13 protein-coding genes are annotated in these 14,037 nt (G+C 61.6%); 7 read left to right on the top strand and 6 right to left on the bottom strand.

Annotation, left to right across the window (positions count from 1 at the left end):
* The first annotated feature begins 310 nt into the window (after positions 1-310).
* The 5 genes from ACJ8QF_RS07280 to clcB all read left to right on the top strand — a co-directional run bounded on the left by ACJ8QF_RS07280 (position 311) and on the right by clcB (position 5,171).
* Positions 311-1,027, top strand: coding sequence for an ABC transporter permease (locus ACJ8QF_RS07280; RefSeq protein ID WP_004938551.1), 717 nt, complete (start codon positions 311-313; stop codon positions 1,025-1,027).
* A gap of 64 nt (positions 1,028-1,091) precedes the next feature.
* Positions 1,092-1,949, top strand: coding sequence for a glycine betaine ABC transporter substrate-binding protein (locus ACJ8QF_RS07275; RefSeq protein WP_442537417.1), 858 nt, complete (start codon positions 1,092-1,094; stop codon positions 1,947-1,949).
* Positions 1,950-1,957: 8 nt separating this feature from the next.
* Positions 1,958-2,608, top strand: coding sequence for an osmoprotectant ABC transporter permease OsmW (osmW, locus tag ACJ8QF_RS07270; RefSeq protein ID WP_004938544.1), 651 nt, complete (start codon positions 1,958-1,960; stop codon positions 2,606-2,608).
* Complete coding sequence (gene osmV, locus ACJ8QF_RS07265; protein ID WP_021505258.1) at positions 2,605-3,744, top strand: osmoprotectant ABC transporter ATP-binding protein OsmV; 1,140 nt, start codon at positions 2,605-2,607, stop codon at positions 3,742-3,744. The genes osmW and osmV overlap by 4 nt, the downstream gene beginning before the upstream one ends.
* A gap of 125 nt (positions 3,745-3,869) precedes the next feature.
* Positions 3,870-5,171: a voltage-gated ClC-type chloride channel ClcB gene (gene clcB / locus ACJ8QF_RS07260; RefSeq protein ID WP_033633138.1), complete on the top strand. Its 1,302-nt coding sequence runs from the start codon at positions 3,870-3,872 to the stop codon at positions 5,169-5,171.
* Here the strand turns inward: clcB and ACJ8QF_RS07255 are convergent.
* Positions 5,168-5,560, bottom strand: a complete 393-nt coding sequence (locus tag ACJ8QF_RS07255) for a helix-turn-helix domain-containing protein (protein WP_049241177.1) — start codon at positions 5,558-5,560, stop codon at positions 5,168-5,170. The genes clcB and ACJ8QF_RS07255 overlap by 4 nt on opposite strands.
* 70 nt (positions 5,561-5,630) lie before the next feature.
* Here ACJ8QF_RS07255 and ACJ8QF_RS07250 point away from each other — a divergent pair, with 70 nt between their 5' ends.
* Positions 5,631-6,125: a DUF2938 family protein gene (locus tag ACJ8QF_RS07250; protein WP_442537396.1), complete on the top strand. Its 495-nt coding sequence runs from the start codon at positions 5,631-5,633 to the stop codon at positions 6,123-6,125.
* A 5-nt stretch (positions 6,126-6,130) separates the two neighbouring features.
* Here ACJ8QF_RS07250 and bioD read toward each other — a convergent pair whose 3' ends face one another.
* The 3 genes from bioD to ACJ8QF_RS07235 all read right to left on the bottom strand — a co-directional run bounded on the left by bioD (position 6,131) and on the right by ACJ8QF_RS07235 (position 9,211).
* Complete coding sequence (gene bioD / locus ACJ8QF_RS07245) at positions 6,131-6,799, bottom strand: dethiobiotin synthase (protein ID WP_004938529.1); 669 nt, start codon at positions 6,797-6,799, stop codon at positions 6,131-6,133.
* Positions 6,800-6,943: 144 nt separating this feature from the next.
* Entirely contained in the window at positions 6,944-8,161 is a 1,218-nt protein-coding gene (mlc, locus tag ACJ8QF_RS07240) for a sugar metabolism global transcriptional regulator Mlc (protein WP_004938526.1), read from the bottom strand.
* A gap of 159 nt (positions 8,162-8,320) precedes the next feature.
* On the bottom strand, positions 8,321-9,211 hold the full coding sequence (locus ACJ8QF_RS07235) for a LysR family transcriptional regulator (RefSeq protein ID WP_049298953.1): 891 nt from the start codon (positions 9,209-9,211) through the stop codon (positions 8,321-8,323).
* Between the two features lie 147 nt (positions 9,212-9,358).
* Here ACJ8QF_RS07235 and ACJ8QF_RS07230 point away from each other — a divergent pair, with 147 nt between their 5' ends.
* Positions 9,359-10,627, top strand: coding sequence for an MFS transporter (locus ACJ8QF_RS07230; RefSeq protein ID WP_031300458.1), 1,269 nt, complete (start codon positions 9,359-9,361; stop codon positions 10,625-10,627).
* 51 nt (positions 10,628-10,678) lie between these two features.
* On the opposite strand, the gene ACJ8QF_RS07225 is transcribed toward ACJ8QF_RS07230, so the two are convergent.
* Positions 10,679-11,965, bottom strand: coding sequence for a glycoside hydrolase family 10 protein (locus ACJ8QF_RS07225; protein WP_442537395.1), 1,287 nt, complete (start codon positions 11,963-11,965; stop codon positions 10,679-10,681).
* 126 nt (positions 11,966-12,091) lie between these two features.
* A complete protein-coding gene (locus ACJ8QF_RS07220) occupies positions 12,092-13,888 on the bottom strand; it encodes a glycoside hydrolase family 3 protein (protein ID WP_442537394.1) in 1,797 nt (598 codons plus the stop codon).
* Positions 13,889-14,037 lie beyond the last annotated feature (149 nt).

Raw genomic sequence — 14,037 nt, 5'->3', positions numbered from 1 at the left:
TCCGCGTAATCTCAATCAACTGATTTTGTTCATAAAACTTGGCATGGCCAACGACAGGGTGCTATACCTTCCCTAGCCGGGGTCATTGGGCTTCGTGCTTTCTCTAGTTTAAATATCAGTATCTTATACTGATTAACTCACGTATTGAGCCACCGTTCAGCACACTATGCCGAACACACCCTTCGCTCAATGTCGCTAACCTCATGCGAAACGCCCGTTTTGTACCGCCACGCCCGCCGGGCCGTGGGTAACAATCAGAGCGGAATGCGCCGTCTCATCGGCCGCTCCGCGCAACGGAGGACGCAACATCATGCACAAGTCAGCGCCATACCGGCGCCTGCTCCTCGGGAGCCTGCTGTTTATCGCCGTCATCGCGCTGCTGGTTTACGGCATCGGTTGGGAAACCCTCAAGTCGCGCCGGGAAGATTTGATTTACCTCGGTCAGCAGCACATGTTCCTGGTGGTGTGTTCGATGCTGCTGTCGCTGCTGGTCGGCATTCCCAGCGGTATCCTGCTGAGCCGCCCTTTCGCCCGCCGCTGGGCGGAGCACGTGATGCAGATCTTTAACGTCGGCAACACCCTGCCGCCGCTGGCAGTGTTGGCATTGGCGATGGTGATCATCGGCATCGGCGACCGGCCGGCGGTGGTGGCGTTGTTCCTCGCCTCGCTGCTGCCTATCGTGCGCAATACCTATGCCGGCCTGCGTTCGGTGCCGCCGGCGCTGGTCGAGGCCGCCAACGGTATTGGCATGACCGCCGGGCAGCGGCTGCGCCAGGTCGAACTGCCCAACGCCCTGCCGGTGATCTTCGCCGGGGTGCGCATCGCGATGGCGATTAACGTCGGCACCGCGCCGCTGGCTTTTTTGATCGGTGCCAGCAGCTATGGCGAGCTGATCTTCCCCGGCATCTACCTGAACGACTTCCCGACGCTGATCCTCGGCGCCGCCGCCACCGCGCTGATCGCCCTGCTGCTCGATCTGGCGCTGGCCGGTCTCGGCCGCCGGCTCAGCCCGCACACCGCATCCTGATGGGAGAAACGCGATGACTCGATGGTTACAACGACTCCGCCACGCGCTGCTGTTCTCCTTGCTGATGACCGGCGGGGCCGCCTGGGCCGCCCCGCTGACGCTGGCGAGCAAGAACTTTACCGAACAGCGCATTCTGTCGGCGATCACCGTGCAATACCTGCGGGCCAAAGGTTTTCAGGTCGAACCCAAGACCAATCTGGCTACGGTGATCACCCGCAACGCGATGATCAACAAGCAGATCGACATGACCTGGGAATACACCGGCACCTCGCTGATCATCTTTAACCACATCAATAAGCGCATGTCGCCGCAGGAAACCTACGACACGGTGAAAAAGCTCGACGCCAAACTCGGCCTGGTGTGGCTGCAGCCGGCGGACATGAACAACACCTACGCCTTCGCCATGCAGCGCCGGCGCGCGGAAAAAGAGCAGATCCGCACGATGTCGCAGCTGGTGGCCAAAGTGGAACAGGTGCGTAAAACCGACCCGAAACACAACTGGCTGCTGGGGCTGGATCTGGAATTTGCCGGCCGCTCGGACGGCCTGAAGCCGATGCAGGCGCTGTACGACATGCCGCTGGATCGCCCGCAAATCCGCCAGATGGATCCCGGCCTGGTCTACAACGCCATCCGCGACGGCTTCGTCGACGCCGGGCTGGTATACACCACCGATGGCCGGGTGAAAGGCTTCGATCTGCAGGTGCTGGAAGACGACAAAGGCTATTTCCCGAGCTATGCAGTCACGCCGGTGGTGCGCGCCGACGTGTTGCAAAACACGCCGGGGCTGGAAGCGGCGCTGAACACGCTGTCGAAACAGTTCAACAATCAGGTGATCACCGAGCTTAACGCCAGAGTGGATATCGACTACCAGACGCCGCAACAGGTCGCCGACGCGTTCCTCAAGCAGCGCGGCCTGATTTAGGAGGCATGATGAATACCTTACTTTACGCCTGGCAAAACTGGGCCTATATCGCCGGATTGACGCTGGAACACCTGCTGCTGGTCGGCATCGCCGTCGGCCTGGCGATCCTGATCGGCGTGCCGCTCGGCGTGCTGATCGTCCGCCACAAATGGCTGGCGACGCCGGTGCTGAGCCTGGCCACGCTGGTGCTGACCGTGCCCTCCATCGCCCTGTTCGGGCTGATGATCCCGCTGTTTTCCTTAATCGGCCACGGCATCGGCTACGTGCCGGCGATCACCGCGGTGTTCCTCTATTCGCTGCTGCCGATCGTGCGCAACACCCACACCGCGCTCGACAACCTGCCCGGCGGGCTGCGCGAAGCCGGCCGCGGCATCGGCATGACGTTCTGGCAACGCCTGCGCTGGGTGGAGATCCCGGTAGCGCTGCCGGTGATTTTCGGCGGCATTCGTACCGCCGTGGTGATGAATATCGGCGTAATGGCGATAGCCGCCGTGATCGGCGCCGGCGGCCTCGGCCTGCTGCTGCTCAACGGCATCAGCAGCAGCGACATTCGCCAGTTGATTACCGGCGCCGTGATGATCAGCCTGCTGGCGATCGTCCTCGATTGGTTATTGCACCGCTTGCAAATTGCGCTCACGCCCAAGGGGATCCGCTCATGATTAAATTGGAAAATCTGACCAAACAGTTCATGCAAAAGAACGGCACGCCGTTCAACGCCGTCGACAACATCAATCTGGACGTGCCGGAAGGCGAAATCTGCGTGCTGCTCGGCCCTTCCGGCTGCGGCAAAACCACCACGCTGAAGATGATCAACCGCCTGATCGAACCCACCGGCGGCACCATTCTGATCAACGGCGAAGACACCAGCGCGCTGGATACCGTCAGCCTGCGCCGCAAAATCGGCTACGTCATCCAGCAGATCGGCCTGTTCCCCAACATGACCATCGAGGAGAACATCACCGTGGTGCCGCGCATGCTGGGCTGGGACAAAAAACGCTGCCACGATCGCGCCGAGGAGCTGATGAGCATGGTGGCGCTGGATCCCAAGCGCTTTTTGCACCGCTACCCGAAAGAGATGTCCGGCGGACAGCAGCAGCGCATCGGCGTGATCCGCGCGCTGGCGGCCGATCCACCGGTGCTGCTGATGGATGAACCCTTCGGCGCGGTGGATCCGATCAACCGCGAAACCATCCAGAACGAGTTTCTCGACATGCAGCGTCAGCTGAAGAAGACCGTGATGCTGGTCAGCCACGACATCGACGAAGCGCTGAAGCTCGGCGATCGCATCGCGGTGTTCCGCCAGGGCAAGATCGTGCAGAACGCCAGCGCCGATGAGTTGCTGGCGCGCCCGGCGAACGACTTCGTCGCCTCCTTTGTCGGCCAGGATCGCACGCTGAAGCGCCTGCTGCTGGTGCAGGCCGGAGACGTGGCAGACCAACAAGAGACGGTGACGGTGCGCCGGGAAACGCCGCTGACAGAGGCATTCGGGTTGATGGACGATATCGACGCCCGTTCGGTGACGGTAGTAGACGCCGACGGCAAACCGCTGGGTTACGTCAAACGCCGCGAGGCGCGCGGTGCGCCGGGGGTATGCGCCGATAGCCTGCACCGCTTTCGCGTCACCGCCCGCGCGGAAGAGAACCTGCGCGTGGTGCTGTCGAAGCTGTATGAGCACAATACGTCCTGGATGCCGATCGTCGATGAAGACGGCCGCTACAGCGGCGAAATCTCGCAGGATTATATCGCCGACTACCTCAGCTCCGGCCGCACGCGCCGGGTGCTGACGCCGCAATAACCCCCGCCGGGGCGCCGACCGCCCCGCCCATGCCGCAGTTTGATAAAGATTCACTGGTCATCGGCCGGAGCGCCAAGCACAATGCGCTGATGACCCTTTGATTTTTCTCACGACGCCGCCCACGCATGAAAAGATTGGTCCACCTGCACCACTATCGCGCCCTGCTGCGCAGCCTGTTTATCGCCGTGTTCATCGGCGTCGCCGCCGCCCTGGCGGTGTGGCTGTTCCACCGTTCGATGATTGGCCTCGAGTGGCTGTTGCTCGGCAATGCCGACGGCAGCCTGGTGGCCGCCGCCGCCGCGCTGCCCGGCTGGCGGCGCGCCCTGACGCCGGCGTTGGGCGGGCTGGCGGCGGGCCTGCTGCTGTATGTTCACCAGCGCTACCGCCACCAGCGCCCGGCGGCGCCCACCGACTATATGGAAGCGATCGAGACCGGCAACGGCAAGCTGGACACCGGCGCCAGCCTGGTGAAGTGTCTGGCGTCGCTGCTGGTGGTGTCGAGCGGCAGCGCCATCGGCCGTGAAGGCGCGATGATCCTGCTGGCGGCGCTGGTGGGCTCGCTGTTTGCCCAGCGCTTTACGCACGAGAAAGAATGGAAACTGTGGGTGGCCTGCGCCGCCGCCGCCGGGATGGCCAGCGCCTATCATGCGCCGCTGGCGGGCAGCCTGTTTATCGCCGAGATCCTGTTCGGCACCCTGATGCTGGCCTCGCTCGGCCCGGTGGTGATCGCCGCGGTCAGCGCCCTGCTGATGACCAACCTGCTCAACGGCGGCCAGGCGCCGCTCTACCTGGTGACGCCGCTCGCCGCCCCCTTGCCGACGCAATACCTGCTGATGGCGCTGGTCGGTGTGGTGGCCGGCGCCGGCGGGCCGCTGTTTTTATGGTTGATGACCGCTACCGGCCGCGCGTTCCGATCGCTGCGCCTGAAGCCGCCGCTGCAGCTGGCGCTGGGCGGCCTGATCGTTGGGCTGCTTTCGCTGTTGTTCCCGCAGGTATGGGGCAATGGCTACAGCGTGGTGCAGGCGCTGCTGATCGCGCCGCCGGGGGTGTTGCTGCTGGGGGCGATCCTGGTATGCAAGCTGTTGGCGATCCTCGCCAGCAGCGGGTCGGGCGCGCCCGGCGGGGTCTTCACCCCGACGCTGTTCGTCGGCGCCGCGCTCGGTTCGATGATCGGCCAGCTGTTTGGCCTGTGGCCGGGCATGGATGCGGCGGTGCCGCTGCTGCTGGCGCTGACCGGCATGGCTACCCTGCTGGCCGCCACCACCCATGCGCCGATCATGGCGGCGCTGATGGTATTTGAAATGACCGGCGAATACGCGCTGCTGCCCGGCATTCTGCTGGCCTGCGTGATCGCCACCACCGTGTCGCGCGGCCTGCGGCCGGTATCGGTCTACCACACCGCGCCGCCGCCCAAACGCGAGGCTTAAAACTCCCCCTGCTGCAGCAGCTTCCTGAACTGCGGGCACTGCAGATGCTCCGGTTCAGGGCAATCGACCATGTGCTGCAAACCGGCGCGCACCTGCCCCAGACGCCGCAGGGTGCGATCCAGTTCTTCAATCCGCGCCGCCAGCAGCCGGCGATCGAGGGCGATGCGCCCCCGCTCGTCAAACAGCGAGGCGATCTCATCCAGCGTGAATCCCGCCAGCCGCCCAAGGGCGATCAGCTTCAGTTGATCCAGCACGCCGGCGGCGTATTGGCGACGTAAACCGTTGCGGCCTATCGAGGCGATCAGCCCCTTTTTCTCGTAATGCCGCAGCGCCGAGGGCGCGATGCCACTCAAACGCGCCACCTCGCCAATATCCAGTTCTTTTTCCATTGACTTGAAGTCGACTTTAAGTTGCACACTGTGCGCACATTACACCATGAGTGACTTTAAGGACACGAAAATGACGACAGAAATTTTACTGATGATTGTGCTGACCGGGGTGGGCGCCACGCTGTGCACCGACCTGTGGGCCATCGTGCAAAAGCGCGTGCTGGGCATCCCGCCCCTTAACTACGCGCTGGTCGGCCGCTGGTTTATCGGCCTGTTCGACGGCCGGTTTTATCACGCTCTGATCATGGCGGCGCCGGTGCGGCGGGGAGAAAAAGCGATGGGATGGCTGCTGCACTACGCGATCGGCGTCGCCTTCGCCTTTATCCCGCTCGGCCTGGCGGGCATCGCGTGGTACGCCGCGCCGACGCCGCTGGTCGCGCTGTTGAGCGGCTGGCTGAGCCTGGCAGCGCCCTTCTTCGTGATGCAGCCGGCGTTAGGCTTTGGCGTGGCGGCGGCGAACACCCCCAATCCGACGCGTAGCCGCATCATCAGCCTGCTGGTGCATACGGTGTACGGCCTGGGGCTGTTTGTCTCCGCCCGTTTGTTGGCCCCTTTGCTGGCCTGAGCGCGCTAGCGCAGCAGCGTGGAGATGTCGAGATAGTGCGCCAGTTCGCGCTGCTCCGCGCGCGGCAGATACGGGATCTCACCCAGCAGCGGCGCGGAAATGCGCTGCTGCAGCGCCGCGATGGTTTCAGCATAGTGCGCCAACCCCGGGTTGATGCGGTTGGCGACCCAGCCCAGCAACGGCAGGCCGTCGTTGATAATCGACTGTGCGGTCAGCAACGCGTGGCTGACGCAGCCCAGCTTGATGCCCACCACCAGCACCACCGGCAGCTGTTCCTGCACCACCCACTCGGCGTAAGGCCGCAGATCGTTCATCAGCACCCGCCAACCGCCGCTGCCTTCCACCACCACCGTATCGGCTTTGGCCGAAAGATCCCGCAGACCGCTGCTCATCACGCCATAGTTGATGTCCTCGGTCGCATGCGCATGAAACACCTCATCCAGGCAGGTGATGGGATTGATCTCCTCGTAGGACAGCGGCAGGGTTGAAGATGCCTGCAATACCAAAGCGTCTTTATTGCGGATGCCCTCGCTGGTTTCCTGGCAGCGCGCGGCGATCGGCTTGTAGCCGGCCACCGAACGGCCTTCGGCGGCCAGCGCCTGCATCAACCCGCGGGAAACCACGGTTTTACCGACGTCGGTATCCGTGCCTGTCACAAATAAACGCTTCAACATGAATAAAATGCCCCAGAATGCCCCGTTAACAATGTATCGCCGCACCGGCGGCGAAGAAGTCTTTCGGAAAAATTCTAGGGGATGCTGCCGCGTAGGGGCTTGAGGTAGCTCAATCTTTTGCGGAATTAATAAGAGGTTCTGATGTTAGCCTTGCAGCAGCTGCACCAGCAATGAACCGTTATACAGCGCCTCTTTCACCAGCGCCGCGCCGGGCATGGTGCCCTGATTGAAGAACTGCGTGGATTCGACCTTGACCTGCTCGCTGTAGGCCGGCAGCGCCTGTTGGCGAATGCAGGAGGCGATGGCCGGGTGCAGGATCTCCGCCGCGCGGTTGAGCGGCGAGCCCACCAGGATCTTCTCGGGATTGAACAGGTTGACCATGATAGCCAGAATGCGCCCCACGCTGTGGCCGACGCCGAGAATAATGTCCCGCGCCAGCTGATCGCCCGCCAGCGCGGCGTCGCACAGCGATTCGACGGTCAGCGGCGCGCCGTGCAGGCTGGAGCTCATCGAGCCGCTCAGCCGCTGCTGGGCGATCTCCAGCATGTTCTCAATGCTGGCCACGGTTTCGAGACAGCCGTGGTTGCCGCAGTAACAGCGTTTGCCGTAGGGATCGACCTGGGTGTGGCCGATCTCCACCACGCTGTGGCTGCCGGCGTGCAACACATGGCCGCCGGTGATCACCCCGGCGCCGACGTTGTGGTCGATCACCACCTGAATCACGTTCTGGCTGCCGCGCGAGGCGCCGTACAGCGCCTCGGCCATGGTCCAGGCGCTGATGTCGTGCTGCAGGTAAACCGGCAGGCCGGTGCGGGTTTCCAGCGCCGGGCCGAGCGGCATCTCCAGCACGTCGTAAAACGGCATGCGGTGCACCACGCCGGACTGCACATCGATCATGCCCGGCAGCGTAATGGCGATCGCCGTCAGCCGTTCCAGCTTGCTTTGGTGGCGGATAAAGAACTGATCGACTTCGGTCAGGATGCGCTTCAGCAACGGTTCGGGATGTTCGGCCGCCAGCGGCAGCTGCTCCTCCACCACCAGCTTGCTGCTGAGATCGCGCAGCGCCAGCGTGATGCTGCCGCGGCTGATGCGGGCGGACAGGTAGTGCCAGGCTTCGGTGTCCAGCACCAGCCCCACCGCCGGGCGGCCCCGGCTGCCGATCTCCTGGTACTCGGTTTCCTTGACCAGATGGGCTTCCAGCAGTTCGCGCACGATCTTGGTGATGCTGGCGGGCGCCAGCTGCGCGCGTTTTGACAGTTCGATGCGCGAAATCGGACCCAGTTGATCGATTAGCCGATAAACCGCCCCCGCATTGGTCTGTTTGATTTGATCGATATGCCCAGGCTGCCCAACCGCAATCACAAACCGGCTCCTACTATTTTTCGCGCTTCTAAATAAAGACTAGGGGTTATGGTGGGGCTTTTGTCATACAGCGTCAACTATTTGATTCGTTATGTGATTTGCTGCACAAATTCCTCGCAATTTCAGCGTGAATTGATTTTTATTTGCCCAAGCTCAACGTCATTTCAGCATCAACGCCATCAGCGCCTGCGCCGCCGCGGTCAACGGCCGCCGGCGGTGGTGCACCAGCCACACTTCGGTGGTGGCGTCCGGCTCCGCCAGCGGCAAATAGCGCACGCCGTCCACCCGCACCCGGGCGAAAGACGCCGGCAGAATCGAGACTCCCAACCCGGCGGAGACCAGCCCGATGATAGTCATCGCTTCCCCCACTTCCTGGGTGATATACGGAGTGATGCCGGCCTTGCCGAGCAACAGCAGAATTTCGTCGTACAGCGCGGTGCCCACTTCGCGCGAGAAGAACACGAACGGCTCCCGCGCCAGATGTTGAAACCGCAGCGCGCCGCCGGGCGTTTCCGCCAGCGGATGCCCTTCCGGCACCACCGCCACCAGCGGTTCACGCAGCAGCAGCTGATAGTGCAGCGCCTCCGGCAGCCGCGTATTGCGCATCACCCCCAGATCCAGCTCACCGTTCAGCAGCGGTTCGATCTGCTGTTTGGTGTTGATTTCGCGCATCTTGATGTGCACCTGCGGGGACTGCTGGCGAAAGGCGCGCAGGCTGCGCGCCACCACGCCGATAAAGGGCGCGGAGGAGGTAAACCCGATGGTCATTTCGCCCAGTTCGCCGCGATCCAGGCGCGCCGCCTTTTCCGCCGCGCGCCCGACCTGATCGAGCACCTGATAGGCTTCTTTGAGGAACATCTCCCCGGCCTGGGTCAAACTGACGTTGCGGTTGTTGCGCGCCAGCAGCCGCGCGCCGACCATCTCTTCCAGCGCCTGAATTTGCTGGCTGAGCGGCGGCTGAGAGATACGCAGCCGTTCAGCGGCGCGGCCAAAATGCAGTTCTTCCGCCACGGCGATAAAGTAACGCAGGTGTCTCAACTCGATATTCATATTTAAAAAGTCTTAATTGTAATTATTAATATATTAGACAAAAAAATCGCCGCTCCCTATCATTTTGTTATCTGCAAAATGTCTGTTTATCTCCCCGAAGTTCGGTAAGGAAACGCTGTGACAACCCCTGTGCGTTCTGCGGCCGTGATGCCGTCGACGCTGGCCGCCAACGATGACGCGGCCGCTGCGCCAAAAGTAAAACGCTCCACCCTCAACAACAAACTCCCCTATATCGAACGCGGCACGCCGCAGTTTATGCGCGTAACGCTGGCGCTGTTTTCCGCCGGGTTGGCGACCTTCGCGTTGCTCTACTGCGTGCAGCCGATCCTGCCGGTGCTGTCGCAAGACTTCGGTGTCTCGCCGGCGGAAAGCAGCCTGTCGCTCTCGGTCTCCACCGGCCTGCTGGCGATCGGCCTGATGTTCACCGGGCCGTTGTCCGACGCCATCGGCCGCAAGTCGGTGATGGTGGTGGCGCTGCTGCTGGCGGCGGTTTGCACGCTGATTTGCGCCTTTATGACCAGCTGGCACGGCATTTTACTGATGCGCGCATTGATCGGCCTGTCGCTGAGCGGTGTCGCAGCGGTCGGCATGACCTACCTCAGTGAAGAGATCCACCCCAGCTTCGTCGCCTTCTCGATGGGGCTGTATATCAGCGGCAACTCGATCGGCGGCATGAGCGGCCGCCTGGTGACCGGGGTGCTGACCGACTTCTTCTCCTGGCGCGTATCGCTTGGCGTCATCGGCCTGTTCGCCCTCGCCGCCGCCTGCATGTTCTGGCGCATCCTGCCCGCCTCGCGGCATTTCCGCGCCAGCTCGCTGCGCCCGCGCACCCTGCTGATCAACTTTAAACTGCATTGGCACGATAAAGGGTTGCCGCTGCTGTTCGCGGAAGGTTTCCTGCTAATGGGCAGTTTCGTCACCCTGTTCAACTACATCGGTTATCGCCTGCTGGCGGATCCTTATCACCTGAGCCAAGCGATCGTCGGCCTGCTGTCGGTGGTGTATCTCACCGGCTCCTACAGTTCGCCCAAGGCCGGCGCGCTCACCTCACGCTTCGGGCGTGGCCCGGTGCTGCTGGCGTCGATCGTGATTATGCTGATCGGGATCCTGATTACCGCGCTGCCGCAGGTGCCGGCGATCTTTATCGGCATGATGCTGTTCACCGCCGGTTTCTTCGCCGCCCACTCGGTGGCCAGCAGTTGGATCGGCCGCCGTGCGCGCCGCGCCAAAGGCCAGGCGTCGTCGCTGTATCTGTTCTGCTATTACGTCGGCTCCAGCGTGGCCGGCACCCTGGGCGGCGTGTTCTGGCACAGCTTCGGCTGGAATGGCGTGGCGGCGTTTATCAGCCTGATGCTGTTGCTGGCGCTGCTGGTGGTGCATTACCTGAAACGGCTGCCGGAAGCGGCGCGCCTGTGAATGGAAAAAGCCGCGGTGGTTAGCCGCGGCTCGTCATGCCAGAGCCCGTGATTATTGACCGGGTTTCCAGCGAGTTTGCAGGTACTCCACCGCCTTGTCCGTTTGCGGCTCGGTCAGATAACGTTGCCGGAACAGGATGGTTCCCCCCATCCCCGGCAGGCTCTCGTTGAGATCCAACTGCCTTTTCAGCTCGGGGACGCCGCCGTCGACGGTCCAGGCCGGCTCGCTGGCCGATGGCGTGCCCACTTTATACAGCGCCACCCCGGCATAGAGCCGAACCGGCGTGTCTTTCACCACCTCGGCCCACCAGTTGGCCAGCACGTCGTAGCGAACAATTTCACGATCGAAAGGCCAGTACAGCTGCGGCGCGATATAGTCGAGCAGCCCCAGTTTGACCCACTGGCGCGTATCGGCATAGGCCGTATCGTACGACGGCGCGCCGGCCCGCGTCGCCGAACCGGCAGGATCGTCCGCTTTGTTTCGCCATACGCCCGCCGGGCTGACGCCAAACGCGACCGCGGGCTTCAGTGCTTTGACGGTGGCGGAAACCTGTTTTATCAATTGCAGCGTGTTGTCTCTTCGCCAGTCGGCCTTGTCTGCAAACCCTTTGCCGTATGCGCGATACGTCTTTTCATCATCCAGCGGCGATTGCGGCGTTTCATAATAGAAATAATCGTCAAACTGAATGCCGTCGACATCGTAGTTTTTGACGACTTCAGCCACCACGCCGGTGATCCAGTTGCGCACCTCGGGCAGGCCGGGATCGAGCACGAAGCGATCGCTGGCGGTGCGTATCCAGTCGGGATGTAGCGCATAGACGCTGGCCGGCGGCGACTGCAGCGTATGATTGAGTGCATCAATCGTTTGCTGTCGGGTATTCATGGAAACCCGATAAGGGTTCAGCCAGGCATGCACTTTTATGCCGCGTCGGTGCGCTTCTGTCAGCATAAAGGCCAGCGGATCATAACCCGGATCCTGGCCCACGGTGCCGGTCAATACCTCCGACCAGGGCAAGATGTCAGAACGCCACAGGGCCGTGCCGTCCGGTTTAACCTGAAAATACACCGTGTTAATCCCGGTTTTCACCATGTCGTCCAGCGCGTCCGTCAGCCCCTGCTTCTGCAGACGCACCCGCTCTTGCATGGATTCCGCTTTCAGCGAGGCCGCCGGCGGCCAGTCCAATCCAATGACCGTGGCCAGCCAGATGCCCCGCATCGGCGTTGCCGGCGGTACAGGCTGCGGAGGCTTTTCCGGCTCAGGGGGTTTGGCGCATCCGCTCACGCCCAGCATGGCGGCCATCAACAGCCATCCGCCTAGTTTTGTTGCGCCTGTCGGCATAAATGTTCTCCTTCCGTGAGTGACGGTTATCCCATGTCGTATCGTGCAGAGCAAGAAACCGCCCGCTTTATCAACGCTATCCCGCGACCGGCGTCGCCCTTTCTGACGACGCCGGTACTTGTCCCATTACCAGCTCAGCCCCGTCCCACGAGGGAACGCCACCTTGCCCGTATTGGTTTCCTCATCGTAGTCATGCCAGGTATTAACCGGTAGTTTTCCGTGCGGTCTGATTTTCCCCGTCAGCACCTGCGCCAGCGATATCATCGAAGGGCCACGCCATACGCCGCTGTCATACCCGTAGTAAGAATAGGTGGCGACAGCCGCATCCACGTCTGCGGCATAGTTCACGATATCGTAAGGCGCGCGCAATGAGAGGTGAACGCGTTTTTTCCCCTGCTCGGCTGCGTATTTCAGCCAGCCCGGATAAGGACTGGTATCATTAGCCGCCCCGGTTGCGGAGGTCACAACCCCATCCTGCTCGGCAGGCGTAAAGCGGGTTGAGAGGGTTCCAAGCAAGAACACGTCGCAGCCGGCAATATGTTCCCTGACCTGGGCGTCGCTCAGTTCCGTTTCCTTCGCGGCCACGACGTTCTGGTAGCCCTCCTGCGCCATCACGTTCGCAATGCCTTTGGCCTGCTCACCCCACGGAGTCAGAATAAAGTAGCGCAGCGCTTTGTCCTTTAACGGCAGCAGACATTGACGGTTGATAACCACGGTAATGGAACAATCGGCAATCCGTTTCTCCAGCTGATGCGCGGAGGACGAAACGTCGTGGGAACAGGGTTTATCGCTATGGCCCATCAGGTGATGGCGCAATTTGAGGCGCAAAATGCGCTCGACAGAGGCATCAATATCGGCCTCGCTGAGATGCCCGGTTTTCACCCGCTGCGCAATGTAGCGGATAAGCTCGGGCAGCAGGCTCGCCTGCGCCGGCGAGGCGATGCTGACAGGCATCAGAGCAATATCCACCCCGGCGGTAAAGACGTTTTCAGCCGCCGCTTGCTGGCTGAAATGCTCGGCAATCGCGCCCATATCCAGCGCGTCTGAAATCGTTACGCCGGCATAACCCAGCTCATTGCGCAGGATCTGGGTCTGGATTTCGCGCGACATGGTGGCCGGCACCGTGATTTTTTCACCGTTGCGGGTGTCAATCTGGCTGTTATCCAGTGCGGGGTACTGAATATGCGCAGTCATCACCATATCCGGCGCCGCGCAGCGATCGATGGCCTGTTTATAAGGGGCGATATCAATGGCAAAAGCTTCTTCCCGCGTACGATCGACGCGCGGCAAACCGGTATGCGAGTCGGTGGAGGTGCTGCCATGGCCGGGGAAGTGTTTGTACGCGGTGATCAGACCCTGCTGTTTCATGCCCGCCACCATGTTTTCCGCCAGGCGGGCAACGGTGTTCTTATCATCGCTGAAGGCGCGAACGTTAATCACCGGATTGAACGGGTTGGTGTTGACGTCCACGACCGGGGCAAAGTTGGTATTGATATGCAACGCGCGCATATCCTGGGCCATCAGTTTGCCCTGTTCAACGGCGAGCTGTTTATCCGCACCGCCCTCGATCGCCGCCGCCAGCGCCATATTGCCGGGGAATGAGGCGTAGTCGCCGCGCGGCAGCCGGAAAACGTTACCGCCTTCGTTATCCGTGCCAATAAACAAACGAACGCCCGCGTGGGTTTTCAGCGCGGCATACCAGGCCGTCAACGTTTTGATCTGCTGCTTGTCTTTCAGATTATTGGCAAACAGGATCACCCCACCGATGTGGTTATCGGTGATCAGCTTGCCAATGGCTGCATCGGGAACGGTCATATCCTGATTGCTGCTACCGTTCTGATCCCAGTAGCGAAAATCCAGCATGATTTTTTGCCCGATCTTCTCTTCCAGCGTCATGTTTTTGACTTTCTGTTTAATATCCACAGTAAACCTCCGTTTAAAGCACCCGTTAATGACAGAAGAAAAGATAACCCGAGGGGCTCATAGCGTCCTGCCATTCTGTTTGTTCCAGCGATTGGACAACGGCAAACGGAAAATGGATCAAACAAAATATCAACCAACAGAAAAAATCC

This window comes from Serratia sp. CY81684, from assembly GCF_052166595.1.
GTDB classification, from domain to species: Bacteria; Pseudomonadota; Gammaproteobacteria; order Enterobacterales; family Enterobacteriaceae; genus Serratia; species Serratia nematodiphila.
Note: the sequence above shows the minus strand (reverse complement) of the source record. Positions and strands in the feature narration are given on the sequence as shown.

Bases quoted from the DNA above. Each gene is read 5' to 3' on its own strand.
- ACJ8QF_RS07280 (WP_004938551.1), top strand. From the start codon at position 311: ATGCACAAGTCAGCGCCATACCGGCGCCTGCTCCTCGGGAGCCTGCTG.
- ACJ8QF_RS07275 (WP_442537417.1), top strand. From the start codon at position 1,092: ATGACCGGCGGGGCCGCCTGGGCCGCCCCGCTGACGCTGGCGAGCAAG.
- osmW (WP_004938544.1), top strand. From the start codon at position 1,958: ATGAATACCTTACTTTACGCCTGGCAAAACTGGGCCTATATCGCCGGA.
- osmV (WP_021505258.1), top strand. From the start codon at position 2,605: ATGATTAAATTGGAAAATCTGACCAAACAGTTCATGCAAAAGAACGGC.
- clcB (WP_033633138.1), top strand. From the start codon at position 3,870: ATGAAAAGATTGGTCCACCTGCACCACTATCGCGCCCTGCTGCGCAGC.
- ACJ8QF_RS07255 (WP_049241177.1), bottom strand. From the start codon at position 5,560: ATGGAAAAAGAACTGGATATTGGCGAGGTGGCGCGTTTGAGTGGCATC.
- ACJ8QF_RS07250 (WP_442537396.1), top strand. From the start codon at position 5,631: ATGACGACAGAAATTTTACTGATGATTGTGCTGACCGGGGTGGGCGCC.
- bioD (WP_004938529.1), bottom strand. From the start codon at position 6,799: ATGTTGAAGCGTTTATTTGTGACAGGCACGGATACCGACGTCGGTAAA.
- ACJ8QF_RS07235 (WP_049298953.1), bottom strand. From the start codon at position 9,211: ATGAATATCGAGTTGAGACACCTGCGTTACTTTATCGCCGTGGCGGAA.
- ACJ8QF_RS07230 (WP_031300458.1), top strand. From the start codon at position 9,359: ATGCCGTCGACGCTGGCCGCCAACGATGACGCGGCCGCTGCGCCAAAA.
- ACJ8QF_RS07225 (WP_442537395.1), bottom strand. From the start codon at position 11,965: ATGCCGACAGGCGCAACAAAACTAGGCGGATGGCTGTTGATGGCCGCC.